Below are 17048 nucleotides of genomic sequence, written 5' to 3'. Positions count from 1 at the left end.
GGGACCTCTTCGGTTGTCTCCAGCGGGGGGACGTCAGCGCGGGGCCGCAGGGTGCTGCTCGTCGTCGAGCCTCCGTCCTCGTCGTCGAGGCCAGCTCGGCCACCGGGCTGCGTCTTTCACGCTAGCCGACCCACGGCCGCACGTCAGGCGAGGCGACCGAGGTGGAGGGCCGCGAGCGCGAGCGCGGCCACCGTCTCGCCGTCGCGGAGCCCACCGGAGCGGACCATCGCCAGCGCGTCGGCGAACGGGACCGTCCTCACGGCCGTGATGCCCTCGGCCGCCTGCTCGTGCGCGGTCGCGGCGGCGTCGGTCACCGGCGCGAGGCCCCGGGCCACGAACACGTGCTCGACGGCCCGGGCGATGCCGTTGAGCGCGTCGAGTGTGCCGACGTGCGTCCAGTCGCGGGCGACGAGCCCGGCCTCCTCGGCGAGCTCGCGCTGCGCCGCGACCAGCGGCTCCTGCCCGTCCGTGCCGCCCGCGGGCACCTCCACGGATCCCGGCCCGGTCGTGTAGCGGTCGGTGGTGACGAGCACGACCTCGTCGTCGTCGGTCAGCGCGACGACGAACACCGACGGCCGCAGCTCGACGACGCCGTACGCCGCCGGGCTCCCGTCGGGTGCGACGGCGTCGTCCTCGCGGACCGTGATCCACGGGTTCTCGTACACGACGCGCGAGGAGACGGTCTGCCAGCCCATGACGCCGAACCTACCCGCGCGGGCAGGGCGTCCGACACGTCAGGCCGCGCTGCAGGGCACACCGTCGACGGCGAACGACGTGGGAGCAGGGTTGTGGCCCGTGTGCGAGCCGTTGAAGCCGACCTCGGCGGACGCGCCCGGCGCGAGGGTCGCGTTCCACGACGCGCCCGTGGCCTGCACGGTCGCCCCGGACTGCGTCCACTGCGCGCTCCACCCCTGCGTCACCCGCTGCCCGGCGGTCAGGTCGAACGTGAGCCGCCACGTCAGCGCCGACGCCCCCGTGTTCGTCAGCCGCACGGACGCCGTGAATCCGTCGCCCCAGCTCGCGGCCGTGTAGCGGACCGCGCACGTCCCGCCCGGTGCGGGGGTGGGCGTCGGGGTGGGGGTCGGGGTGGGCGTCGGGGAGGGGGTGGGCGTCGGAGTGGGGGTGGGCGTCGGGGAGGGGGTGGGCGTCGGGGTCGGGGAGGGGGTGGGCGTCGGGGAAGGCGTGGGGGTCGGCGTCGCGGCCGTCGTCCGCACGCTCGCGGCGCGCGTGAGGACGGTGCCGCTCGCGTTGACGAGATACGCGCGGACCTGCGTCCCGACGCGCACGTCGCGCAGCGTGTGCGTCGACCGTCCGTCGACGACGCGCTGATTGCCGACGTACGCCCAGGTGCGGCCGTCGTCGGTGGACGCCTGCCACACGGCCACGGGAGCGGGCCCGCCGGACGCGCCCAGCGTCACCGCGACCGTCCCGCCGACGCCCACGGACGCGTCTGCGGGCTGCGTCGTGACGGCCGGCGCGGCGGCGCGCGTGTCGGCGACGGGCCAGCCGTCGACCCACCGCAGCTTCTGCAGCCCGAGCGTCGGCACGCCCGCCGCGTTCGACGCGTAGTAGTGGTACGCCAGGACGTCCTGGGACACGGACTGTCCGCCGGGGCCGACCTGCACGCCGTGCCGGTCGAGCAGCACCGTCCCGCCCCCGGTGGCGAGGTTGCGCCCGGTGCGGTCGAGGTACGGGCCGGTCACCGACCGCGAGCGTCCGACCGCGATCCTGTACGTCGAGTCGGTCCCCCTGCAGCACGCGTCGAACGACACGAACAGGTAGTACCAGCCGTCGCGCGCGTACAGGTACGGCGCCTCGACGGGGTTGCCGTCGGGGCGGCCACCGGCTAGGTGCCGCGCGGTCGACCTCCATCCCGCCACCGGCTTGCCGCTGGGCCACGACAGCTCGACCAGGAAGATCCCGTGCCAGAACGAGCCGATCACCAGGTACGGCTTCCCGTCCGCCTCGACGACGCCCGCGTCGATCGCGTTGAACGCCATGCCGCCCGGCAGCCCGGACTGCGGGGACGCGATCACCTCGCCCTGGTCGACCCACCGGTAGGCGGGGTCGGCCGGGTCGAGGGTGGTGTTGGTCGCCAGCGCGGTGACCGACGTGTTGGTGCCGAAGCGCGACGCCGAGTAGTACAGGTAGTAGGTCCCGTCGTGCTCGACCACCTCCGGCGCCCACAGGTTGTCGAGTCCGGTGATGCGCTGGTCGAGCCACGCCGGGATCGTCGGCCAGATCGTGCGCGCGTACCCCCAGGTCACGCCCGCGTCGCGGGACACCCAGTGCTGGATCGTGCCGCCGTTCTCCCGGTTCGCGCGCCCGGTCCCCAGGACGTGCCACGTGTCGCCCTCGACGACGAGCGCGGGGTCGTGGACCGGCGTCGTGTCGCCGACGACGGCCAGGGCACCGTCCGGGAGGGGGACGCTCGGCGGCGCGGCGGTGGTCGCGGGCGCGACGGCGGCCGCGGGGACCACGAGCCCGGCGAGCGCCGTCAGCACCCCGGCCGCGGCGGCGACGGCGCGGCGCGCGACGGCGCGGCGGGAGGCACGTCGGCAGGGACGGGGGGCGAGTGCTGCGACGACGACCATGAGTCCCGGACGGTAGCGAGCAAGCGCTTCGACCGACACCCCCCGAAACGTCTCGGTCGCCTCTCAGCGACCGACGAGCGCGCGCGCCGTGGTCAGCACCACGACGTCCTCGACGAGCGCGGCGCGCACGTCGGGGTGCAGCGCGGCGGGGCCGTCGTCGGCCGCCCACTGCCGCCACGACGCCCCCGCGACGGACCCGGCGAACGCACCGGCCCCACCGGCGACGACCGCACCGAGGACCGCGGGCAGCCGCCGCCCCTCGACGACCGCGAGCGCGGCCGCACCCGCGGCCCCCGCGACGAGCCGGGCGGCGATCTGCGGCGACGCCAGCCGGCTGGGCGTGGCGGGCAGCTTGTCGGCGACGATCTCACCGGCGACGGCGAGCACCGTCAGCAGCCGCAGCGCCCGCGAGGTCCGGTCGTCGCGGCCGCGCGTCGCGACGTGCACCGGGACGGCGAGGGCGACCGACGACCGACCCCCGGTGGCGAGGCCCAGCAGGGCCGAGCGGATGACGACTCCCATGCGTCGTGTCTACCGGTGCCGGCGTCCGTCGGCACCCCGAGCCGCTGCCCCGACCCGTCACCCGGACGGCCGCTGCTGGCCCGTTCGAGGTGCGGGACCCGCCGACCGGGACCAGACTCTCGACGCAGGCGGACCGCGACGGCCCGCTCAGACGCACGACGAAGGAGCGACATGGGCATCGGTGGCGGCATCGCACTCCTGGTAGTCGGGGCGATCCTCTCGTTCGGCATCTCCGACCGGCTCGAGGGCATCGACCTGACGGTCATCGGCTACATCTGCATGGGTGCCGGTGCCCTCATGCTGGTCCTCGCGATCGTGATGAACTCGCAGCGCGCCAACACCACGCACCGGCAGGTCGTCGAGCACCGGGAGGAGCCCCCGCTGCCCCCGAGCACGACCACGGTGCACCGTGAGACCGTCGAGCGCCGGCAGGAGCCCCCGCTGCCCCCGACCGCCTGACGACCGCGCGACCGACGCCCCGCCCACGCACGACCGGGCGGGGCGTCGTCGTGCCCGGGTGTCGTGCCCGGCCTCGTCGTGCCCGGGCGGCGCACCCGCGGCGCGGGCCCGGGTCCGCCGTGCGGTCACGCCCGGCACATGTCGGACGAGCCGGACACAATGGGCGACCCGTGCACCGACCCCGGTCGGCGCGGGTGGCCCGCGGCACGTGGGCAGGGGGCGACGACGAAGGGGGCCGCATGGACCACGACGAGGCACGTGAGGCGAAGGCGCACGCCGCCGCGATGGCACGCATGCTGGCGGGACGGGCGGTGCGGGCGTCGACGACCGTGACGTCGGGGTCGTTGCTGTCCGTGGGGCTCGCGCCGCGCGCGGACGGCGGCTACGCGATCGCGCTGCGCTACCGCCTGGGCCTGCCGGGGGTGCGCAGCATCGCGCGCAAGGTCGCCGCCGAGCTGGGCCCCGGGGTGGACGTGCGCCGGACGGGCCGCATCCGGCCGCTCGCGAGCGCGCCCCGGATCCGCCTCGGCGGGCCGGTGCCGGGCCCGCGACCCCCCGTGGTGACCGCGCAGGCGCTCGGTGAGACGGGCCGGGCCCGCCCGCTGCGCCCGGGTGTCTCGATCGCGCACCGCGACGTGACCGCCGGGACGCTGGGAGCGTTCGTGCAGGTCGGCGGCGTGCTGCACGCGCTGTCCAACCACCACGTCCTGGCCGGCGTCCCCGGTGCGAGCGCGGGCGACCTGATCCTGCAGCCCGGTCCGGCGGACGGCGGCCGCGTCCCGGCCGACCGCGTCGGCACCCTCGCGGCGTTCGTGCCGCTCGCCGCGGGTGAGACCGCGCTGGTCGACGCCGCGCTGGCGCTCCTCGACGACGACGAGGTCGACGCGACGTACCCGGTCGGGTCCGTGACGACGACGGCCCGCGCGCTGGGTGGCGAGAACGTCGGCAAGATCGGCCGCACGACCTCCGTCACGGCGGGGCGCGTCACCGCGATCGAGCTCGACGACGTCGTCGTCGGGTACGGCGACGACCTGGGCAACCTGCGGTTCGACGACCAGATCGAGATCGAGGGGACGGGCCGCACCCCCTTCTCCCGCGGCGGGGACTCGGGGTCGCTGGTGTACCGCGAGGACGGGGTCGCGCTGGGGCTGCTCTTTGCCGGGTCGGAGACCGGGGGGGACAATGGTCGCGGGCTGACGTACGTCAACCCCATCGATGCCGTCCTCGGGGCGCTCGACGCGACGTTGCTCGCCTGACGCGGGCGGCGGCCCGCGCACCCGGGGCGCACAGGAGGTGCGCAGTGGCCGACCTCGACGAGGCCCGCCGGGCCAAGGACGAGCTGAAGGCCGTGCTCGGCGGCCGTGCGGGTGTGAGCGGCATCGGGATCGCCCCCGACGCCGACGGCTACGGCCTGCTGGTCCGGGTGCAGGGGGACGCGGTCGCCGCGCGTCGTCTCGACCTGCCGGCGCGCGTGCACGGTGTCGCCGTGCACGTCCGCCCGACGGGCCCGGTCACCGCCCAGGCCTGACGTCACGCACTCCTGACGTCTCGCACGCCTGACGCCACGCAGAACGAGGCGCCCGCACCCTCCAGGGTGCGGGCGCCTCGTCGCTGCGGTCAGCCGACGGGTGTCAGCGGACGATGCAGGCGTTGCCGTTGAGAGTCGCCGCCGTCACGGCCTGGGGCGTGCCCGAGCCGATGAAGCCGAACGACACCGCGTTGTGGTGCGCGATCGTCGAGTTCCACGCGACGTTCTTGGCGGACACGGTCGCGCCGGTCTGCGTCACGGTCGAGCTCCAGGCCTGGAGCACCTTCTCGTTGCCGCCGAAGGTCCACGTGACGTCCCAGCCGTTGACGGGCTCCATCGTCGCGTTGAACACGGTGACGTTGCCCTGGAAGCCGCCGGGCCACGCGTTCGACACGTCGACCTCGACCTCGCACACCGAGTCCGTCGGCACCGTCGGGGTCGGGGTGGGCGTCGGGGTCGGGGTAGGCGTCGGCGTGAACGTCGGCGTCACGGACGGCGTGGGCGTCGGGGTCGACGTCCGCGTCGGCGTGGGGGTGGGCGTCGGCGTGAACGTCGGCGTCACCGAGGGCGTGGGCGTCGGGGTGGACGTCCGCGTCGGGGTGGGCGTCGGCGTCGGGGTCACGCCACCGCCACCGCCGAAGTCGACGTCCACGCAGTTGTAGAACGCCTCGGGGCTGTCCGAGCGCTCCCAGATGTTGAACAGGACGTGCTTGCCGGACTTGTTCGACGGCAGGTTCACGTTCCAGAAGTACTCGGGGCCGGCGGGGCCGCTCTCACGCAGCGGCGGGTTCAGCACGCGGTCGAACGGTGCGGGCTCCAGGTTGTCCCAGCCGATCGGCTGGTTCTGGTTCCAGCCGTCCTTGGTGATCCACGTCGTGAACCAGCCGGGGTGACGCGCGACGGCGGCGTACTGGAACGTCATGCTCTGACCGGCGGTGACCCGGGTCGTGGGCCAGGCGGACGACGGGGAGTTGTAGGCGTCGAAGCGGGCGTCGGGCCCGCAGACCTTGCCGTCCGCGATCGTCTCGTGGCGACCGGCGATGGTGCCGAGGAGGTTGCCGAACCAGTTGTAGAACGAGTAGTTGCCGTCGTTGAAGGCGTTGATGCACGCGGCGTTCCGCGGCTTCATGTTGCCGGACTCGCCGGCGGCCTGGCCACCGGCCAGGCCGTCCTCGTAGCAGGCGTAGGTGCGCGTGGGCGGGTTGGTGAGGCCGCCGTGCGCCTGGGCAGCGGTGGGGATGACGACCAGGGCCGTCGCGACGAGCGCGGTGGCGGCGACGCCGCCCAGCACACGTCGTCGGGTGGGGTGTCGAGGCATGGCGGGGGGTTCCCTCTCACGCGAGCGGCGTCGGTCGCCGCCGGGGGCTGCGCACCTGGTGGTGCGACGTGCGTTCAGGACGTGGCGTTCAGGGTGGGGACCGGGACTGCCCCCGACAAGGCCTCGAAACGTTTCCAGCACGAGGAACACCCCTCTCTCGGGACGGTGGGGACCGCCACGCGGACGAGTGATCTCATCGACCTCTCATGAACGCCACTCGGCGGATAGGGGGTGGAGGCCCGATGATGGCCTCGTGACGCGACGGGGCATGGCTGCCAAGGGTGCGCACCGGGGCGGTCTCTCGGCTGCGGACCTCGGTGGCGTGCGCGGGCTGTCCGTCGCCGCCCACCGCTTCGACGCCTGCCGGCGCATCGAGGAGGTCGTCGAGGCAGCGGCCCAGGCCGCGGTCGACGTGCTCGGCGCCGACGCGTGCGCGGTGTCCCGGATCTCCCAGGAGACCTGCCGCGTCGTGCACCTCGAGCCGCCCAGCAAGGACCCCCGCTGGCACCAGTTCCTCAGCTCCACGTACCGCGCCGACGAGCGCCCCGCGCTGCGCGCGCTGCTGCGCAACCGCGAGAGCTGGGTCGCGCACGCGTTCGACGCCCAGGGCCGGTCGGTGCGCCCCGGCGACACGACGGCGGGCGACCGCGTCGAGGTCGAGCTGCTGCGCGAGGTCGGTGCCGCCTCCGCGCTGACGTCACCCGTCGTCGTCAACGACGCGGTGTGGGGTCAGCTCACGGTGGTGCGCGACTTCGACTCCCCGCTGTTCCACGCCGACGACGTCGCGACGGCCGAGGTGCTGGTCGCCCTCGCGGCGGGCGCGATCGCCCGCGTCGACCTCGAGCAGCAGATGCGGCACATGATCGCGGACGACCCGTTGACGGGGCTGGCCAACCGGCGGACCGCCGACCAGGCCGCGGAGGCCGCGCTGGGCTCGGGCCGGGAGACGTGCGTCGTGATGTGCGACGTCGACGGCCTCAAGCGCGTGAACGACGAGCTGGGCCACGACGCGGGCGACGACCTGCTGCGCGCCGTCGCGGACGTGCTGCGCCGCGCGGCCGACGCGATCCCCGGGGCGACTGCCGCGCGCATCGGCGGCGACGAGTTCTGCCTCGTGACGGTGGACCAGCCGCGCGAGGTCGTCGCGACGACGATGGCCACGACGGTCGCGAAGTTCCCGCTGCCCCACGGCGCGGCGATCTCCTACGGCATCGCGTCGACCGCCGTCATGGGCTCGGTCGAGGCGCGGCACCTGTTCCGCCGCGCGGACCAGGCGCAGTACCAGGCCAAGCGGCGCCGGGCGCGTGCCCGTGCCCGCACGACCCCGCCCATCGCCGACCCCGTGCAGGCCGTCGAGCGGCTGACCGCGGGCGGTGCGGTCGCGATCGGCGCGGCGGCCCCCGCCGTGGTGCCGCGGCTGTGCGCGTTCGCCGCGGCCGCGACCGAGACGCTCGGCGGCGACTCGTGGTCGGTCCGCGAGCGCATGCCCGGGTCGGAGACGTTCACGACGGTCGCGCGCGGCGGAAGCCCGGCGGACGCGTCCGAGACGCGGATGCTCACGGTCGAGCGCGACGAGTGGGTGGTCGAGGTCGCGGTCGCGGCAGCGGCGTCGACGGGCCGTCAGGTCCAGACGGCCCTGCGCGCGCTCGTCGCGATCGCGATCGACGACGCCGCGTCGACCTGACCGCGAGCTCACGCAAGAGTGTGAAGGGTTGTTGCCGGATCCCGGCAACAACCCTTCACACTTCGTCCCTCGTGCCGGTCAGCCGTGGAGGGGGAGGGTCAGGGTGGTCGGGGCGCCGGTCGTGATGCGGACCGGGACGCCCCAGTCCTGTGCGGCCAGGTGGCAGGCCGGGTGCTCGATCGCGGGGTCGGCGTCGCAGCTCGCCGCGCGTGCGGTGACGTGCAGGACGCCCTCGCCGACGGTCGGGTCGAGGCGCAGGGTGCGGGTCAGCGCGACGTCGTCGCCGCCGCCGTCGAGCAGCAGCCCGGGCGGCGTCGCCGCGACCTGCAGGGACGTCGACGGGCCCCACCGGTCGTCGAGCTTCTGCCCGGCGGCGGGGTGGAACACGACCTCGAGCGCGACGTCCGTGCCGATCTCGGTGACGGGCCGCTGCGTGCGGTGCGCGCCGCCGTCGACCTGCGTGCCGGCGCCCGCGGGCAGCGGGACGCGCGTCAGGCGGTGCGCGGCGGACTCGACGACGAGCACGTGGTCGGCGTCGCCCGCGGGCAGGACGAGCCCGCTCGGCTCGGCGAGGTCCGTCGCGAGCGTCGAGACCGTGCCGCCGTCCGCCCCCGGGACCCAGCGGCGCAGCGCGCCGTTGTAGGTGTCGGCGACGAGGACGGACCCGTCGGGCAGCGCGGCGACGCCCAGCGGGTGCTGGAACAGGGCCTGGTCGCCCGTGCCGTCGCGGTGACCGAAGTCGAACAGGCCCGTCCCGACGACGCTGTGCACGGACCCGTCGGCCGGGTCGAGCCACCGCAGGGCCGACGTCTCGGCGTCCGCGAGCCACACGCGCCCGTCCGCGGCGACGGACAGCCCGGACGGCTGCGCGTACCAGGCGTCCTGCGGCGCGCCGTCGACGAGCCCCTCGTTCATCGTCCCGGCGAGGTGGCGCAGCGACCCCTGCTCGTCGTCGAACGCCCACAGCGTGTGGTTGCCGGCCATGGCGACGACGAACGCCGCGAGCTGCGGCGACCACGCGACGTCCCACGGTGAGGACAGCTTGACCTGGCGCGGCGCCCACTGGTCGCCGACGCCCCCCTCGACAGGTGCCGGCTCGCCGGCGGTCAGCGGGGCGACGTTGTCGACCGCGCCCACCATGTACTGCTCACCCGTGCCGGCGACCGTCGTCACGTGCCCGTCGGCCAGGCGCACGCCGCGCAGCGCGTGGTTGACGGTGTCGGCGACGAGCACGTCGTAGCCGAGGCGCCCGCGCAGCTCGTCCGGCACGAGGCACAGGCCGTTCGGCTCGCTGAACCGCGCGTCGTCCGGGCCGCCGTCGACCAGGCCGCGCTCCCCCGTGCCGATGCGCCGCAGCAGCGTCTCGCCGTCGGCCGCGACCTCGGTGAGCGCGTGGTGCCCCGCGTCGGCGACGAGGAACGTCCCGCCCGGCAGCTCGACGGCCTTGGCGGGGAACCGCAGGGTCGTCGGCTCCGGTGCGGGCGCGACGTACGGGCCGTCGCCGCGGTGCAGCGTGCCCTTCGCCTCGTGCTCGACGACGAGGTCCCGCACGAGCGTCTCGACCGCGTGCGCGTGCCCCTCGCCGGCCATCTGCGCGACGATGTAGCCCTCGGGGTCGATGACGACGAGCGTCGGCCACGCGCGGGCCGTGAACGCCTGCCACGTGACGAGGTCCGGGTCGTCGAGCACGGGGTGGTGCACCTCGTACCGCTCGACGGCCGCCGCGAGCGCCACCGGGTCCGCCTCGTGGACGAACTTGGGCGAGTGCACGCCGATGATGACGAGCACGTCGCGGTGCTGCGCCTCGATCTCCCGCAGCTCGTCCAGGACGTGCAGGCAGTTGATGCAGCAGAACGTCCAGAAGTCGAGGATGACGACCTTGCCGCGCAGGTCCGCGAGCGCGACGTCCTTGCCGCCGGTGTTGAGCCAGCCCCGCCCGACGAGCTCGGAGGCACGGACACGGGGCAGCCGGGTGGCACGGGTCGACGTCACGCCGCACATTCTCCCCGACGCGCCGGCCATCCCTCCTCAAGCCCCCCTGCCACGCGAGTGCGGGGGATACGGCCCGAGTGCGGGTGTTGTTTCCCCTGCACTCGAGCCGTATCCCCCGCACTCGGCGGAGGGCGGTGACGCACGACGTGCGACGACCGGGCACAGCCGGAGGGATGGCCGTGCCCGGTCGTCATGGTCCTGCTACCCGCTGGTCGTGCCCCGCGGGGTGCTGCCGTCGGTCGAGGACCGGCGGGTCATGGGGTGGTGCGTCAGGCCACGGCGCAGGTGGCGGTCAGCGCACCGGGAGCACCCGACGCGATGAAGCCGGCCGACGTGCTGGCACCGGCACCCAGCGAACCGTTCCAGGAGGCGTTCGTCAGGACGTTGCCGCTGGCCGTGCTGCTCCAGACCTGCGAGATGGTCGCGCCACCGACGGTGACCTTCCACCCGCTGATCGCGGCGGAACCCGCGGTCACGACGACCTCACCCTGCCAGCCGCCGGACCAGGTGTTGGCGGCCTTGACCGTCGCGGTGCAGGCACCACCCGGCGCCTGGGTCGGCGTCACGCTCGGCGTGGGCGTGGGCGTGGGCGACGGCGTCGGCGTCGGCGGCACGGACCGCGTCGGGGTCGGCGTGGGCGTCGGCGTGACCGACGGCGTCGGGGTCGGCGTCACGGACGGCGTCGGCGTGGGCGTGGTGCCCGTGCCACCGATGTTGATGTCCGAGCACAGGTAGTACGGCTGGTCGAGGTGGCTGGCCTGCCAGATCGTGAACAGGACCGCACGCCCCGAACGACCCGACAGGTTGACATCCGTCTGGTAGAGACCGGTGGTGCCGTAGCGGCCGGTCTCCTTGACCAGGTCGAGGTCGTCCCAGCCCAACGCCTCGGTCGTCGGGTTGAAGCCCGCCTTGGAGACGTAGATGCGCAGGTAGTCCGCGCCGTGCTTCGCGCCGTCGGTGAGCGTCAGCGTGAAGTTGGTCGGGACCGTCTTCGCGGTCCAGTTGCCCACGGTGTCGAGCGACGCGTACAGACCGTTCTGCGTCTTGCCACCCGAGCACAGCTGACCGTTGGGGATGACGGCCTCGTGCCGGCCACCGACGTTCTCGCGGTACAGCCCGTTCCAGTTCCACATGGTGTTCGGGTTGGTCTGGAAGGCCTGCCAGCACATCGGGTCCTGCTGCGCCATGGCCGGGTTCTGGTGGTCGTCGCCCCACCGCTCCCAGCACGAGTAGTTGCGGGTCGGCGGGTCGGTGACGGACCCGTGGGCCGACGCCGACGTGGCGACGACCCCGGTCGCCACGAGGGCGAGGGGGATGGCGAGGGCGAGGCGACCGAGTCGGCCGAGCCTGCTCCGGGGGCGTGTGGTCATAGGTGACTCCTGTACTCGTGTACGGCACCCGTCCGCGCACGCCCGCCCGGGTCGCATCGATGCGATCGGGGGACGACGGGTAGCCGCGAGGGCTCGACCACGGTGCGTCCTGCGCGCAGGGCACGCGAGACTGCTAACCGTTTCAGCAGGACGTACGACCCCGGACGGGCACGATCCGGACACTCCCGTCACCAGCAACGGGAGCGTCCGGATCGTCCGTCCGGCCGATGGCTACGCCGCGGCGCAGGTCGCCGTCAGCGCACCGGGAGCGCCCGAGGCCAGGAAGCCGGCCGTGGTGGTCGACCCGGCCGCGAGCGTCCCGTTCCAGGCGGCGTTCGTCAGCACCGACCCGCTGGCCGTGCTGTTCCACGCCTGCGTGACGGTCGCCCCTGCGACGGTCACCTTCCACCCGGACAGCCCGCCGGCGCCGGCCGTCACGACGACGGCGCCCTGCCACCCGCCGCTCCAGGCGTTCGAGGCGGTGACGGTCGCCGTGCACGCGCCGGGCACGGGCGTGCCGGTCGACGTGGGCGTCGGCGTGGGCGTCACGCTGGGCGTCGGCGTCGGGGTCACGCTGGGCGTGGGCGTCGGCGTGGGCGTCCTGCTGGGAGTCGGGCTCGGGGTCGCCGAGGGGGTCGCGCTCGGCGTGGGTGTCGGGGTCGCCGCGGTGCCGCCGATGTTGATGTCCGAGCACAGGTAGTACGGCTGGTCGGAGTGGCTGGCCTGCCAGATCGTGTAGAGGATCGCGCGGCCCGAGCGGCCCGTCAGGTCGACGTCCGTCTGGTACAGGCCCGTCGTCGGGTAGGAGCCGGTGACCTTGAGCAGCTGCATGTCGGACCAGGCGGGAGCCTTCGTCGTCGGGTCGAAGCCCGCCTTGGTGACGTAGACGCGCAGGTAGTCCGCACCGTGCTTGGCCTGGTCGGTCAGCGTGAGCGTGAACTTCTGCGGGACCGTCTTCATGGTCCAGGCGCCGGGGGTGTCGAGCGCGTTGTACCGGCCGCCCTCGGTCCGCCCGCCGGAGCAGAGCTGGCCGTCGGGGATGAGCTCCTCGTGCCGGCCGCCGATGCCCTCGTGGTACAGCCCGTTCCAGTTCCACATGGCGCTGGAGTCGGCCTGCCAGGCCTGCCAGCACATGGGGTCGGTGGTCGCCATGTCGCGGTTCTGGAAGTCGTCGCCCCACCGCTCCCAGCAGCCGTAGTTGCGGGTCGGGGGGTCGGTCACGGAGCCGTGCGCGGCGGCGGGGGTCGCGACGAGGACGGACGTCAGCAGGGCGACGGGGACGGTCAGCGCGAGGGCTGCCCGGCGCAGGCCTCGGCGGGGGGACGTGGATCGGTGCATGCGGCTCTCCGGTGGTCGGGGGCGAGCCCCTACGCTCGCGCGCGGCGCCGCCGGGCGGAAGGCGGCGAAGCGTTTCGACACACTTCCGTGGGCCCGCGTCAGCGACGGTCGAGGACGTGGATCCGCGGGTGGTGACCCTTGGCGAAGACGCGGGTCTCGGAGCGCGGCACCCACAGGTCTGCCGCGCCGCGCACGACCCGCTCCATCACCTTGACCTCGTGCGTCAGCACGACGAGCCGCGCCCCGGGCGCGGCGACGGCGTGCGCCGCGCGCAGCAGGCCTGCGTGCAGCCGGGGCGCGTCGGCGTGCGAGCCGTGCAGCGTGCCCCAGGGCGGGTCGGCGAGCACGACGTCCGCGGGACCACCCAGCGGCGCGGTGACCGCGGCGCGCAGCGCGTCCGGGTCGGTCGCGTCGGCGCGCACGAGCACGGGACGCGGCGGGCGGGACAGCAGCCGCGCGGCCTCGAGGTTCGCCCGGGCCGCGTCGAGCGCGGCGGCGTCGCGGTCGACCGCCACGGCCGCCGCGACGGGCCCTGCGAGGAGCCGCTCGACGAGCAGCGTGCCGGAGCCCGCCATGAGGTTGAGGACGCGGTCGGCCGGGCGCACCTCCGCGAGCCGCGCGACCGCGGCGGCGATGGTCGCGTTGACGGCGCCGGGGAAGTCCGCGACGCGCCACGTCCGCGCCGACAGCGGCCGCGGCCCGACGCGCACCAGCACGTCCCACCCGGGGTCGACGTCGCCGCGGCGCAGGCCGCGGCGCACGCGCACGACGAGGTCGCCCGTGCCGGGGTCGTGCAGCAGGCCCGTGGCCTCGTGCAGCAGGTCGCCGAGCCGGGTGAAGGCCGGGGAGTCGGCACCCGCGGCCTCGAACCGGAACGTCGAGGAGCCGCCGACGCGCAGCGAGGCGTACATCGCGTCGACGATGCGGCGCAGGTGCTCGGGGCTCGTGAAGGACTTCGGCCGCGGCACGTCGAGGTGGACGACGACCCACGCGGCGACCGCCGTGCGCAGGCCCGCGACGGCGGCGAGCGACCCTGGTAGCCCGAGCGCGAGCGCGTCGTCACGGTCGCGCACGTCGCGCACGCCCCGCGCGCCGGGGAGCACCTGCGCGACCTCGTCGGCCAGCACGTCGCGCAGGCCGGGCAGGTAGGTGAGCTCGACGGACGTCAGCGGCACCGGGGCGGGCGCCGTGCGGCGATCGCCGTACCGGTTCCCGGTCGCCCGACGGTCGCCCGCCGGACCGGCGCGCCGAGGGCCCGCGCCGCGCCCGGGCCCGCCCGGCCGGCCGCCCCGCTGCGCGCTCAGACCGGCACCGGGACGCCGGCGCCGACGGCGCGCAGCACGAACGCGGCCGTCTGCTCGACGGCGCGCTCGCGGGCGGCGCCGCCCTCGGGCAGGCCGCGGCCGGTGAGGCACGCGTTGACGAGCGGGACGGTGGTGGCGAGGTCCTGCTCGGGGAAGACGCCGGAGGCGATGCCGGCGTCGAGGATGCGGCACAGGATCTGCTCCACGACCACGACGTGCTCCCGGACGCGCTGCTGCGCGCCGCGGGAGAGCACCGAGCGCAGCTCCGGCCCCGGGGCCACGTGGTAGACGCGCGTCAGCGAGGCCTGCGCGCGGACGTAGGCGCGCAGCTGCTCGACCGGGTCGTCGATGTCGTCCAGGGAGGCCTGCAGGCCCGCGGCGTACTGCTCGGTCTCGTGCGTGATGAAGCCGAGGAGCAGCGCCTCCTTGTCGGGGAAGTGGTTGTACACGGCCGTGCGGCCCACGCCGGCGGCGGCGGCGATGTCGGCGAGCGTGATGACGTCGAAGCCGCGCTCGTTCATCAGCGTGGACAGGGCGTCGAACAGGCGGCGACGGGTCTGCTCGCGGTGCTCGTGGAGCGACGCCCCGATGATCTTCGGCATGCTGACATCTTCACACAGTGTGTCAGGAAAAGGGGCAGGGAAGGGGGATGAGTTTGGTTGAAGTGTGACATTCCTCACGGCGGTTCGTCGCTTTCGCCTACAATGTGTTCGCACGCCCGAACGACCAGTCCGACGAGAGCCCGGAACGCATGAGCCGACACGTCCATCCTGCGCAGGACGGGCCCCCCGGGGGCCCCGCGCACGGCGGACCGGTGCCCGCCCCTGTGCCCGCCCCCGTGCCCGCCGAACGCCCCGGGGACTGGCACGTCGCGGAGAACGCCGAACGCCCGTCGGCCGTCGTGCGCGCCGCCCACGAGCGCTTCGTCGCGTCCGGTGACGACCCCGGCCGCCAGGTGCGTCCGGTCGTCGCCGACTCCTGGCGGCGCAGCCGCCGTGACGGCGTCGACCCCGAGCTCCCCACACCGCCCGTCGACGTCGTCGGCGCGGACCTCGCCGAGCTGCGCAGCACCCACCCGCTGTCCGGTGCGGTGCCCATCGTGCGCCGCCTGCTCGTCGAGCCGGGGGCGGGCTGGGTCGCGGCGCTCAGCGACGAGTCCGGTCGCCTGCTGTGGGTCGACGGCGACCCGGCGTTGCGCGCCCCGCTCGACAGCGTCGGTTTCGTCGAGGGCGCCGCCTGGCGCGAGGACGCGGTCGGCACCAACGCGCTGGGCACGGCGCTCGCGACCCGGCGACCGCTGCAGGTCATGAGCACCGAGCACTGGGCGCGCGTCGTGCACCCGTGGAACTGCGCGGCCGTGCCCGTGCACGACCCGCAGGGCCGGCTGCTCGGCGTGCTCGACATCACCGGGCGCGACGACGCCGCGTCGTGGATGGCGCTCGCCCTGGTCCGGGCGACCGTCGCCGCGATCGAGGCGACCATCTCCGCGACCACGGCGACCACCGGGACCACGCCGGGTGCCCGGCTCGCGGTCCTCGGCAGGCAGGGCGGCACGCTGCACACGCCCGCCGGTCGCCGCCGCCTGACCTGCCGCCACGCCGAGATCCTGCTCCTGCTCGCCGAGCACCCCGCAGGCCTGCGCGGCGACGAGCTCGCGGTGCTGCTCTCCGAGTCCGAGCTGTCCGAGGTGACGGTCCGCGCCGAGATCTCGCGGCTGCGCCGCCTCGTCGGCCCGCTGCTGTCCGAGTCACGGCCGTACCGGCTGACGGCGCCGCTGCAGACCGACGTCGACGCCGTGCGCGCCGCCCTGGCCGTCGGCGACGTGGAGGGCGCGCTGTCGTCGTACGCCGGCTCGGTCCTGCCCCGCTCGTCCGCACCGGGCGTCGCGCGCCTGCGCGAGACCGTGCTGGGCGAGGTCCGCGCCGCCACGCTCGCCTCCGGGGACCCGAGCCTGGTCGCCCGCTGGACCGCGAGCGACGACGGCGCCGAGGACTGGCAGGCCTGGCAGACGCTGGCGCGCGTGGCCCCCATCGGGTCCGCGGCGCACCTGCGGGCGCACACGCGGCTCGCCCAGCTCGACCGCACCCTGCGCTGACCCGCGACGTCCCGGCGTCCGCCGCCCAAGGGCGACCGAGGACCGCCGCGATGACGGATCTCGTCGTGCAACGGTTGTGCAACGGTCCGACCTCTAGCGTGAGCCGCGGTGGCATCGACGGCGACGCCCCTCGTGGGAGTCCGTCGCCCAGTTGCCCGGTCGGGCGGCGCGCGGGAGGGGGCGCGTCGCCCGACCATCACCGCTACCGGATCGGCCGCCCGCACGGGCGCCCCTGGCACGGGTGCCCCGGTCGGGCCGCTAACGTGGCGACGTGGACACCGACCGCCCTGCCGAGGCCACCGAGCTCCCCCCGGCCATCGTGCCGGACGCCAAGGACTGGACGTGGGTCCTGCAGACCCGCTGCCCCGAGTGCGGGTTCGCCGCCTGGGACGTCGAGCCCACGGGCATCGCCGGCACTGTGCGCGACCTGATCCCGCGGTGGACGGCCGCGCTGCACCGCGACGACGCCCGCGAGCGCCCCGCCCCGGGCGTCTGGTCGACCCTGGAGTACGGCGCCCACGTGCGCGACGTGATGCGCGTGTTCGGGACGCGCGTGCGCCTCATGGTCGAGCAGGACGACCCGCTGTTCGACGACTGGGACCAGGACGCGACCGCCCTGGCGGACCGCTACGACCTGCAGGACCCTGCCGTGGTCGCCGACGAGCTCGCGCGCGCCTCCTCGGCGATGGCCGACCGCCTCGACGCCGTGCCGGCCGACGGGTGGGACCGCACGGGCCGGCGCAGCAACGGCTCGGTGTTCACGGTCCGCACCCTCACGCGCTACTTCCTGCACGACGTCGTGCACCACCTGGACGACGTGAACGCCTGACGTCGGCGGGATGAC

At 75.0% G+C, this 17048-nt stretch carries 15 protein-coding genes; 6 read left to right on the top strand and 9 right to left on the bottom strand.

What is annotated here, in order from left to right; all coding sequences use genetic code 11:
- Positions 1-143: 143 nt before the first annotated feature.
- From OKX07_RS01050 to OKX07_RS01040, 3 genes are all read right to left on the bottom strand, one after another.
- Positions 144-695, bottom strand: a complete 552-nt coding sequence (locus tag OKX07_RS01050; protein ID WP_265630014.1) for an NUDIX domain-containing protein — start codon at positions 693-695, stop codon at positions 144-146.
- A gap of 39 nt (positions 696-734) precedes the next feature.
- A complete protein-coding gene (locus tag OKX07_RS01045; protein ID WP_265630013.1) occupies positions 735-2594 on the bottom strand; it encodes a family 43 glycosylhydrolase in 1860 nt (619 codons plus the stop codon).
- A gap of 63 nt (positions 2595-2657) precedes the next feature.
- Positions 2658-3116, bottom strand: coding sequence for a hypothetical protein (locus tag OKX07_RS01040; protein ID WP_265630012.1), 459 nt, complete (start codon positions 3114-3116; stop codon positions 2658-2660).
- Between the two features lie 171 nt (positions 3117-3287).
- On the opposite strand from OKX07_RS01040, the gene OKX07_RS01035 reads away from it, so the two are divergent.
- The 3 genes from OKX07_RS01035 to OKX07_RS01025 all read left to right on the top strand — a co-directional run bounded on the left by OKX07_RS01035 (position 3288) and on the right by OKX07_RS01025 (position 5103).
- The gene (locus OKX07_RS01035; protein WP_265630011.1) at positions 3288-3575 is read left to right on the top strand and encodes a DUF6458 family protein; all 288 of its coding nucleotides are present in this window, start codon (positions 3288-3290) and stop codon (positions 3573-3575) included.
- A gap of 239 nt (positions 3576-3814) precedes the next feature.
- Positions 3815-4831 carry a hypothetical protein gene (locus OKX07_RS01030; protein ID WP_265630010.1) on the top strand — a complete coding sequence of 339 codons (1017 nt, stop codon included), beginning with the start codon at positions 3815-3817 and terminating at the stop codon, positions 4829-4831.
- 44 nt (positions 4832-4875) lie between these two features.
- Complete coding sequence (locus OKX07_RS01025) at positions 4876-5103, top strand: hypothetical protein (RefSeq protein WP_265630009.1); 228 nt, start codon at positions 4876-4878, stop codon at positions 5101-5103.
- Between the two features lie 103 nt (positions 5104-5206).
- Here OKX07_RS01025 and OKX07_RS01020 read toward each other — a convergent pair whose 3' ends face one another.
- Complete coding sequence (locus OKX07_RS01020) at positions 5207-6421, bottom strand: lytic polysaccharide monooxygenase (protein ID WP_265630008.1); 1215 nt, start codon at positions 6419-6421, stop codon at positions 5207-5209.
- Between the two features lie 253 nt (positions 6422-6674).
- Between OKX07_RS01020 and OKX07_RS01015 the strand changes: the two genes are divergently transcribed.
- Positions 6675-8105, top strand: a complete 1431-nt coding sequence (locus tag OKX07_RS01015; RefSeq protein ID WP_265630007.1) for a sensor domain-containing diguanylate cyclase — start codon at positions 6675-6677, stop codon at positions 8103-8105.
- A 78-nt stretch (positions 8106-8183) separates the two neighbouring features.
- Here the strand turns inward: OKX07_RS01015 and OKX07_RS01010 are convergent, their stop codons facing one another.
- The 5 genes from OKX07_RS01010 to OKX07_RS00990 form a co-directional block, all read right to left on the bottom strand.
- On the bottom strand, positions 8184-10106 hold the full coding sequence (locus OKX07_RS01010; protein WP_265630006.1) for an NHL domain-containing thioredoxin family protein: 1923 nt from the start codon (positions 10104-10106) through the stop codon (positions 8184-8186).
- A gap of 260 nt (positions 10107-10366) precedes the next feature.
- Complete coding sequence (locus OKX07_RS01005) at positions 10367-11467, bottom strand: lytic polysaccharide monooxygenase (protein WP_265630005.1); 1101 nt, start codon at positions 11465-11467, stop codon at positions 10367-10369.
- Between the two features lie 231 nt (positions 11468-11698).
- Positions 11699-12805, bottom strand: a complete 1107-nt coding sequence (locus OKX07_RS01000; RefSeq protein ID WP_265630004.1) for a lytic polysaccharide monooxygenase — start codon at positions 12803-12805, stop codon at positions 11699-11701.
- Positions 12806-12903: 98 nt separating this feature from the next.
- Positions 12904-13980: an RsmD family RNA methyltransferase gene (locus tag OKX07_RS00995; protein WP_265630003.1), complete on the bottom strand. Its 1077-nt coding sequence runs from the start codon at positions 13978-13980 to the stop codon at positions 12904-12906.
- 125 nt (positions 13981-14105) lie between these two features.
- Entirely contained in the window at positions 14106-14711 is a 606-nt protein-coding gene (locus tag OKX07_RS00990; protein ID WP_265630002.1) for a TetR/AcrR family transcriptional regulator, read from the bottom strand.
- Positions 14712-14923: 212 nt separating this feature from the next.
- On the opposite strand from OKX07_RS00990, the gene OKX07_RS00985 reads away from it, so the two are divergent.
- Complete coding sequence (locus OKX07_RS00985; RefSeq protein WP_265630001.1) at positions 14924-16204, top strand: GAF domain-containing protein; 1281 nt, start codon at positions 14924-14926, stop codon at positions 16202-16204.
- Between the two features lie 271 nt (positions 16205-16475).
- Positions 16476-17033, top strand: coding sequence for a DinB family protein (locus tag OKX07_RS00980; RefSeq protein WP_265630000.1), 558 nt, complete (start codon positions 16476-16478; stop codon positions 17031-17033).
- Positions 17034-17048 lie beyond the last annotated feature (15 nt).

The sequence above is a fragment of the Cellulomonas sp. S1-8 genome (genome assembly GCF_026184235.1).
GTDB lineage: Bacteria > Actinomycetota > Actinomycetes > Actinomycetales > Cellulomonadaceae > Cellulomonas.
This window is presented reverse-complemented; position numbering and strand designations above follow the sequence as displayed.

What these genes read in the sequence shown, in the direction of transcription:
- OKX07_RS01050 (WP_265630014.1), bottom strand. Translation starts at nt 695, where the DNA reads ATGGGCTGGCAGACCGTCTCCTCGCGCGTCGTGTACGAGAACCCGTGG.
- OKX07_RS01045 (WP_265630013.1), bottom strand. Translation starts at nt 2,594, where the DNA reads ATGGTCGTCGTCGCAGCACTCGCCCCCCGTCCCTGCCGACGTGCCTCC.
- OKX07_RS01040 (WP_265630012.1), bottom strand. Translation starts at nt 3,116, where the DNA reads ATGGGAGTCGTCATCCGCTCGGCCCTGCTGGGCCTCGCCACCGGGGGT.
- OKX07_RS01035 (WP_265630011.1), top strand. Translation starts at nt 3,288, where the DNA reads ATGGGCATCGGTGGCGGCATCGCACTCCTGGTAGTCGGGGCGATCCTC.
- OKX07_RS01030 (WP_265630010.1), top strand. Translation starts at nt 3,815, where the DNA reads ATGGACCACGACGAGGCACGTGAGGCGAAGGCGCACGCCGCCGCGATG.
- OKX07_RS01020 (WP_265630008.1), bottom strand. Translation starts at nt 6,421, where the DNA reads ATGCCTCGACACCCCACCCGACGACGTGTGCTGGGCGGCGTCGCCGCC.
- OKX07_RS01010 (WP_265630006.1), bottom strand. Translation starts at nt 10,106, where the DNA reads ATGTGCGGCGTGACGTCGACCCGTGCCACCCGGCTGCCCCGTGTCCGT.
- OKX07_RS01005 (WP_265630005.1), bottom strand. Translation starts at nt 11,467, where the DNA reads ATGACCACACGCCCCCGGAGCAGGCTCGGCCGACTCGGTCGCCTCGCC.
- OKX07_RS01000 (WP_265630004.1), bottom strand. Translation starts at nt 12,805, where the DNA reads ATGCACCGATCCACGTCCCCCCGCCGAGGCCTGCGCCGGGCAGCCCTC.
- OKX07_RS00990 (WP_265630002.1), bottom strand. Translation starts at nt 14,711, where the DNA reads ATGCCGAAGATCATCGGGGCGTCGCTCCACGAGCACCGCGAGCAGACC.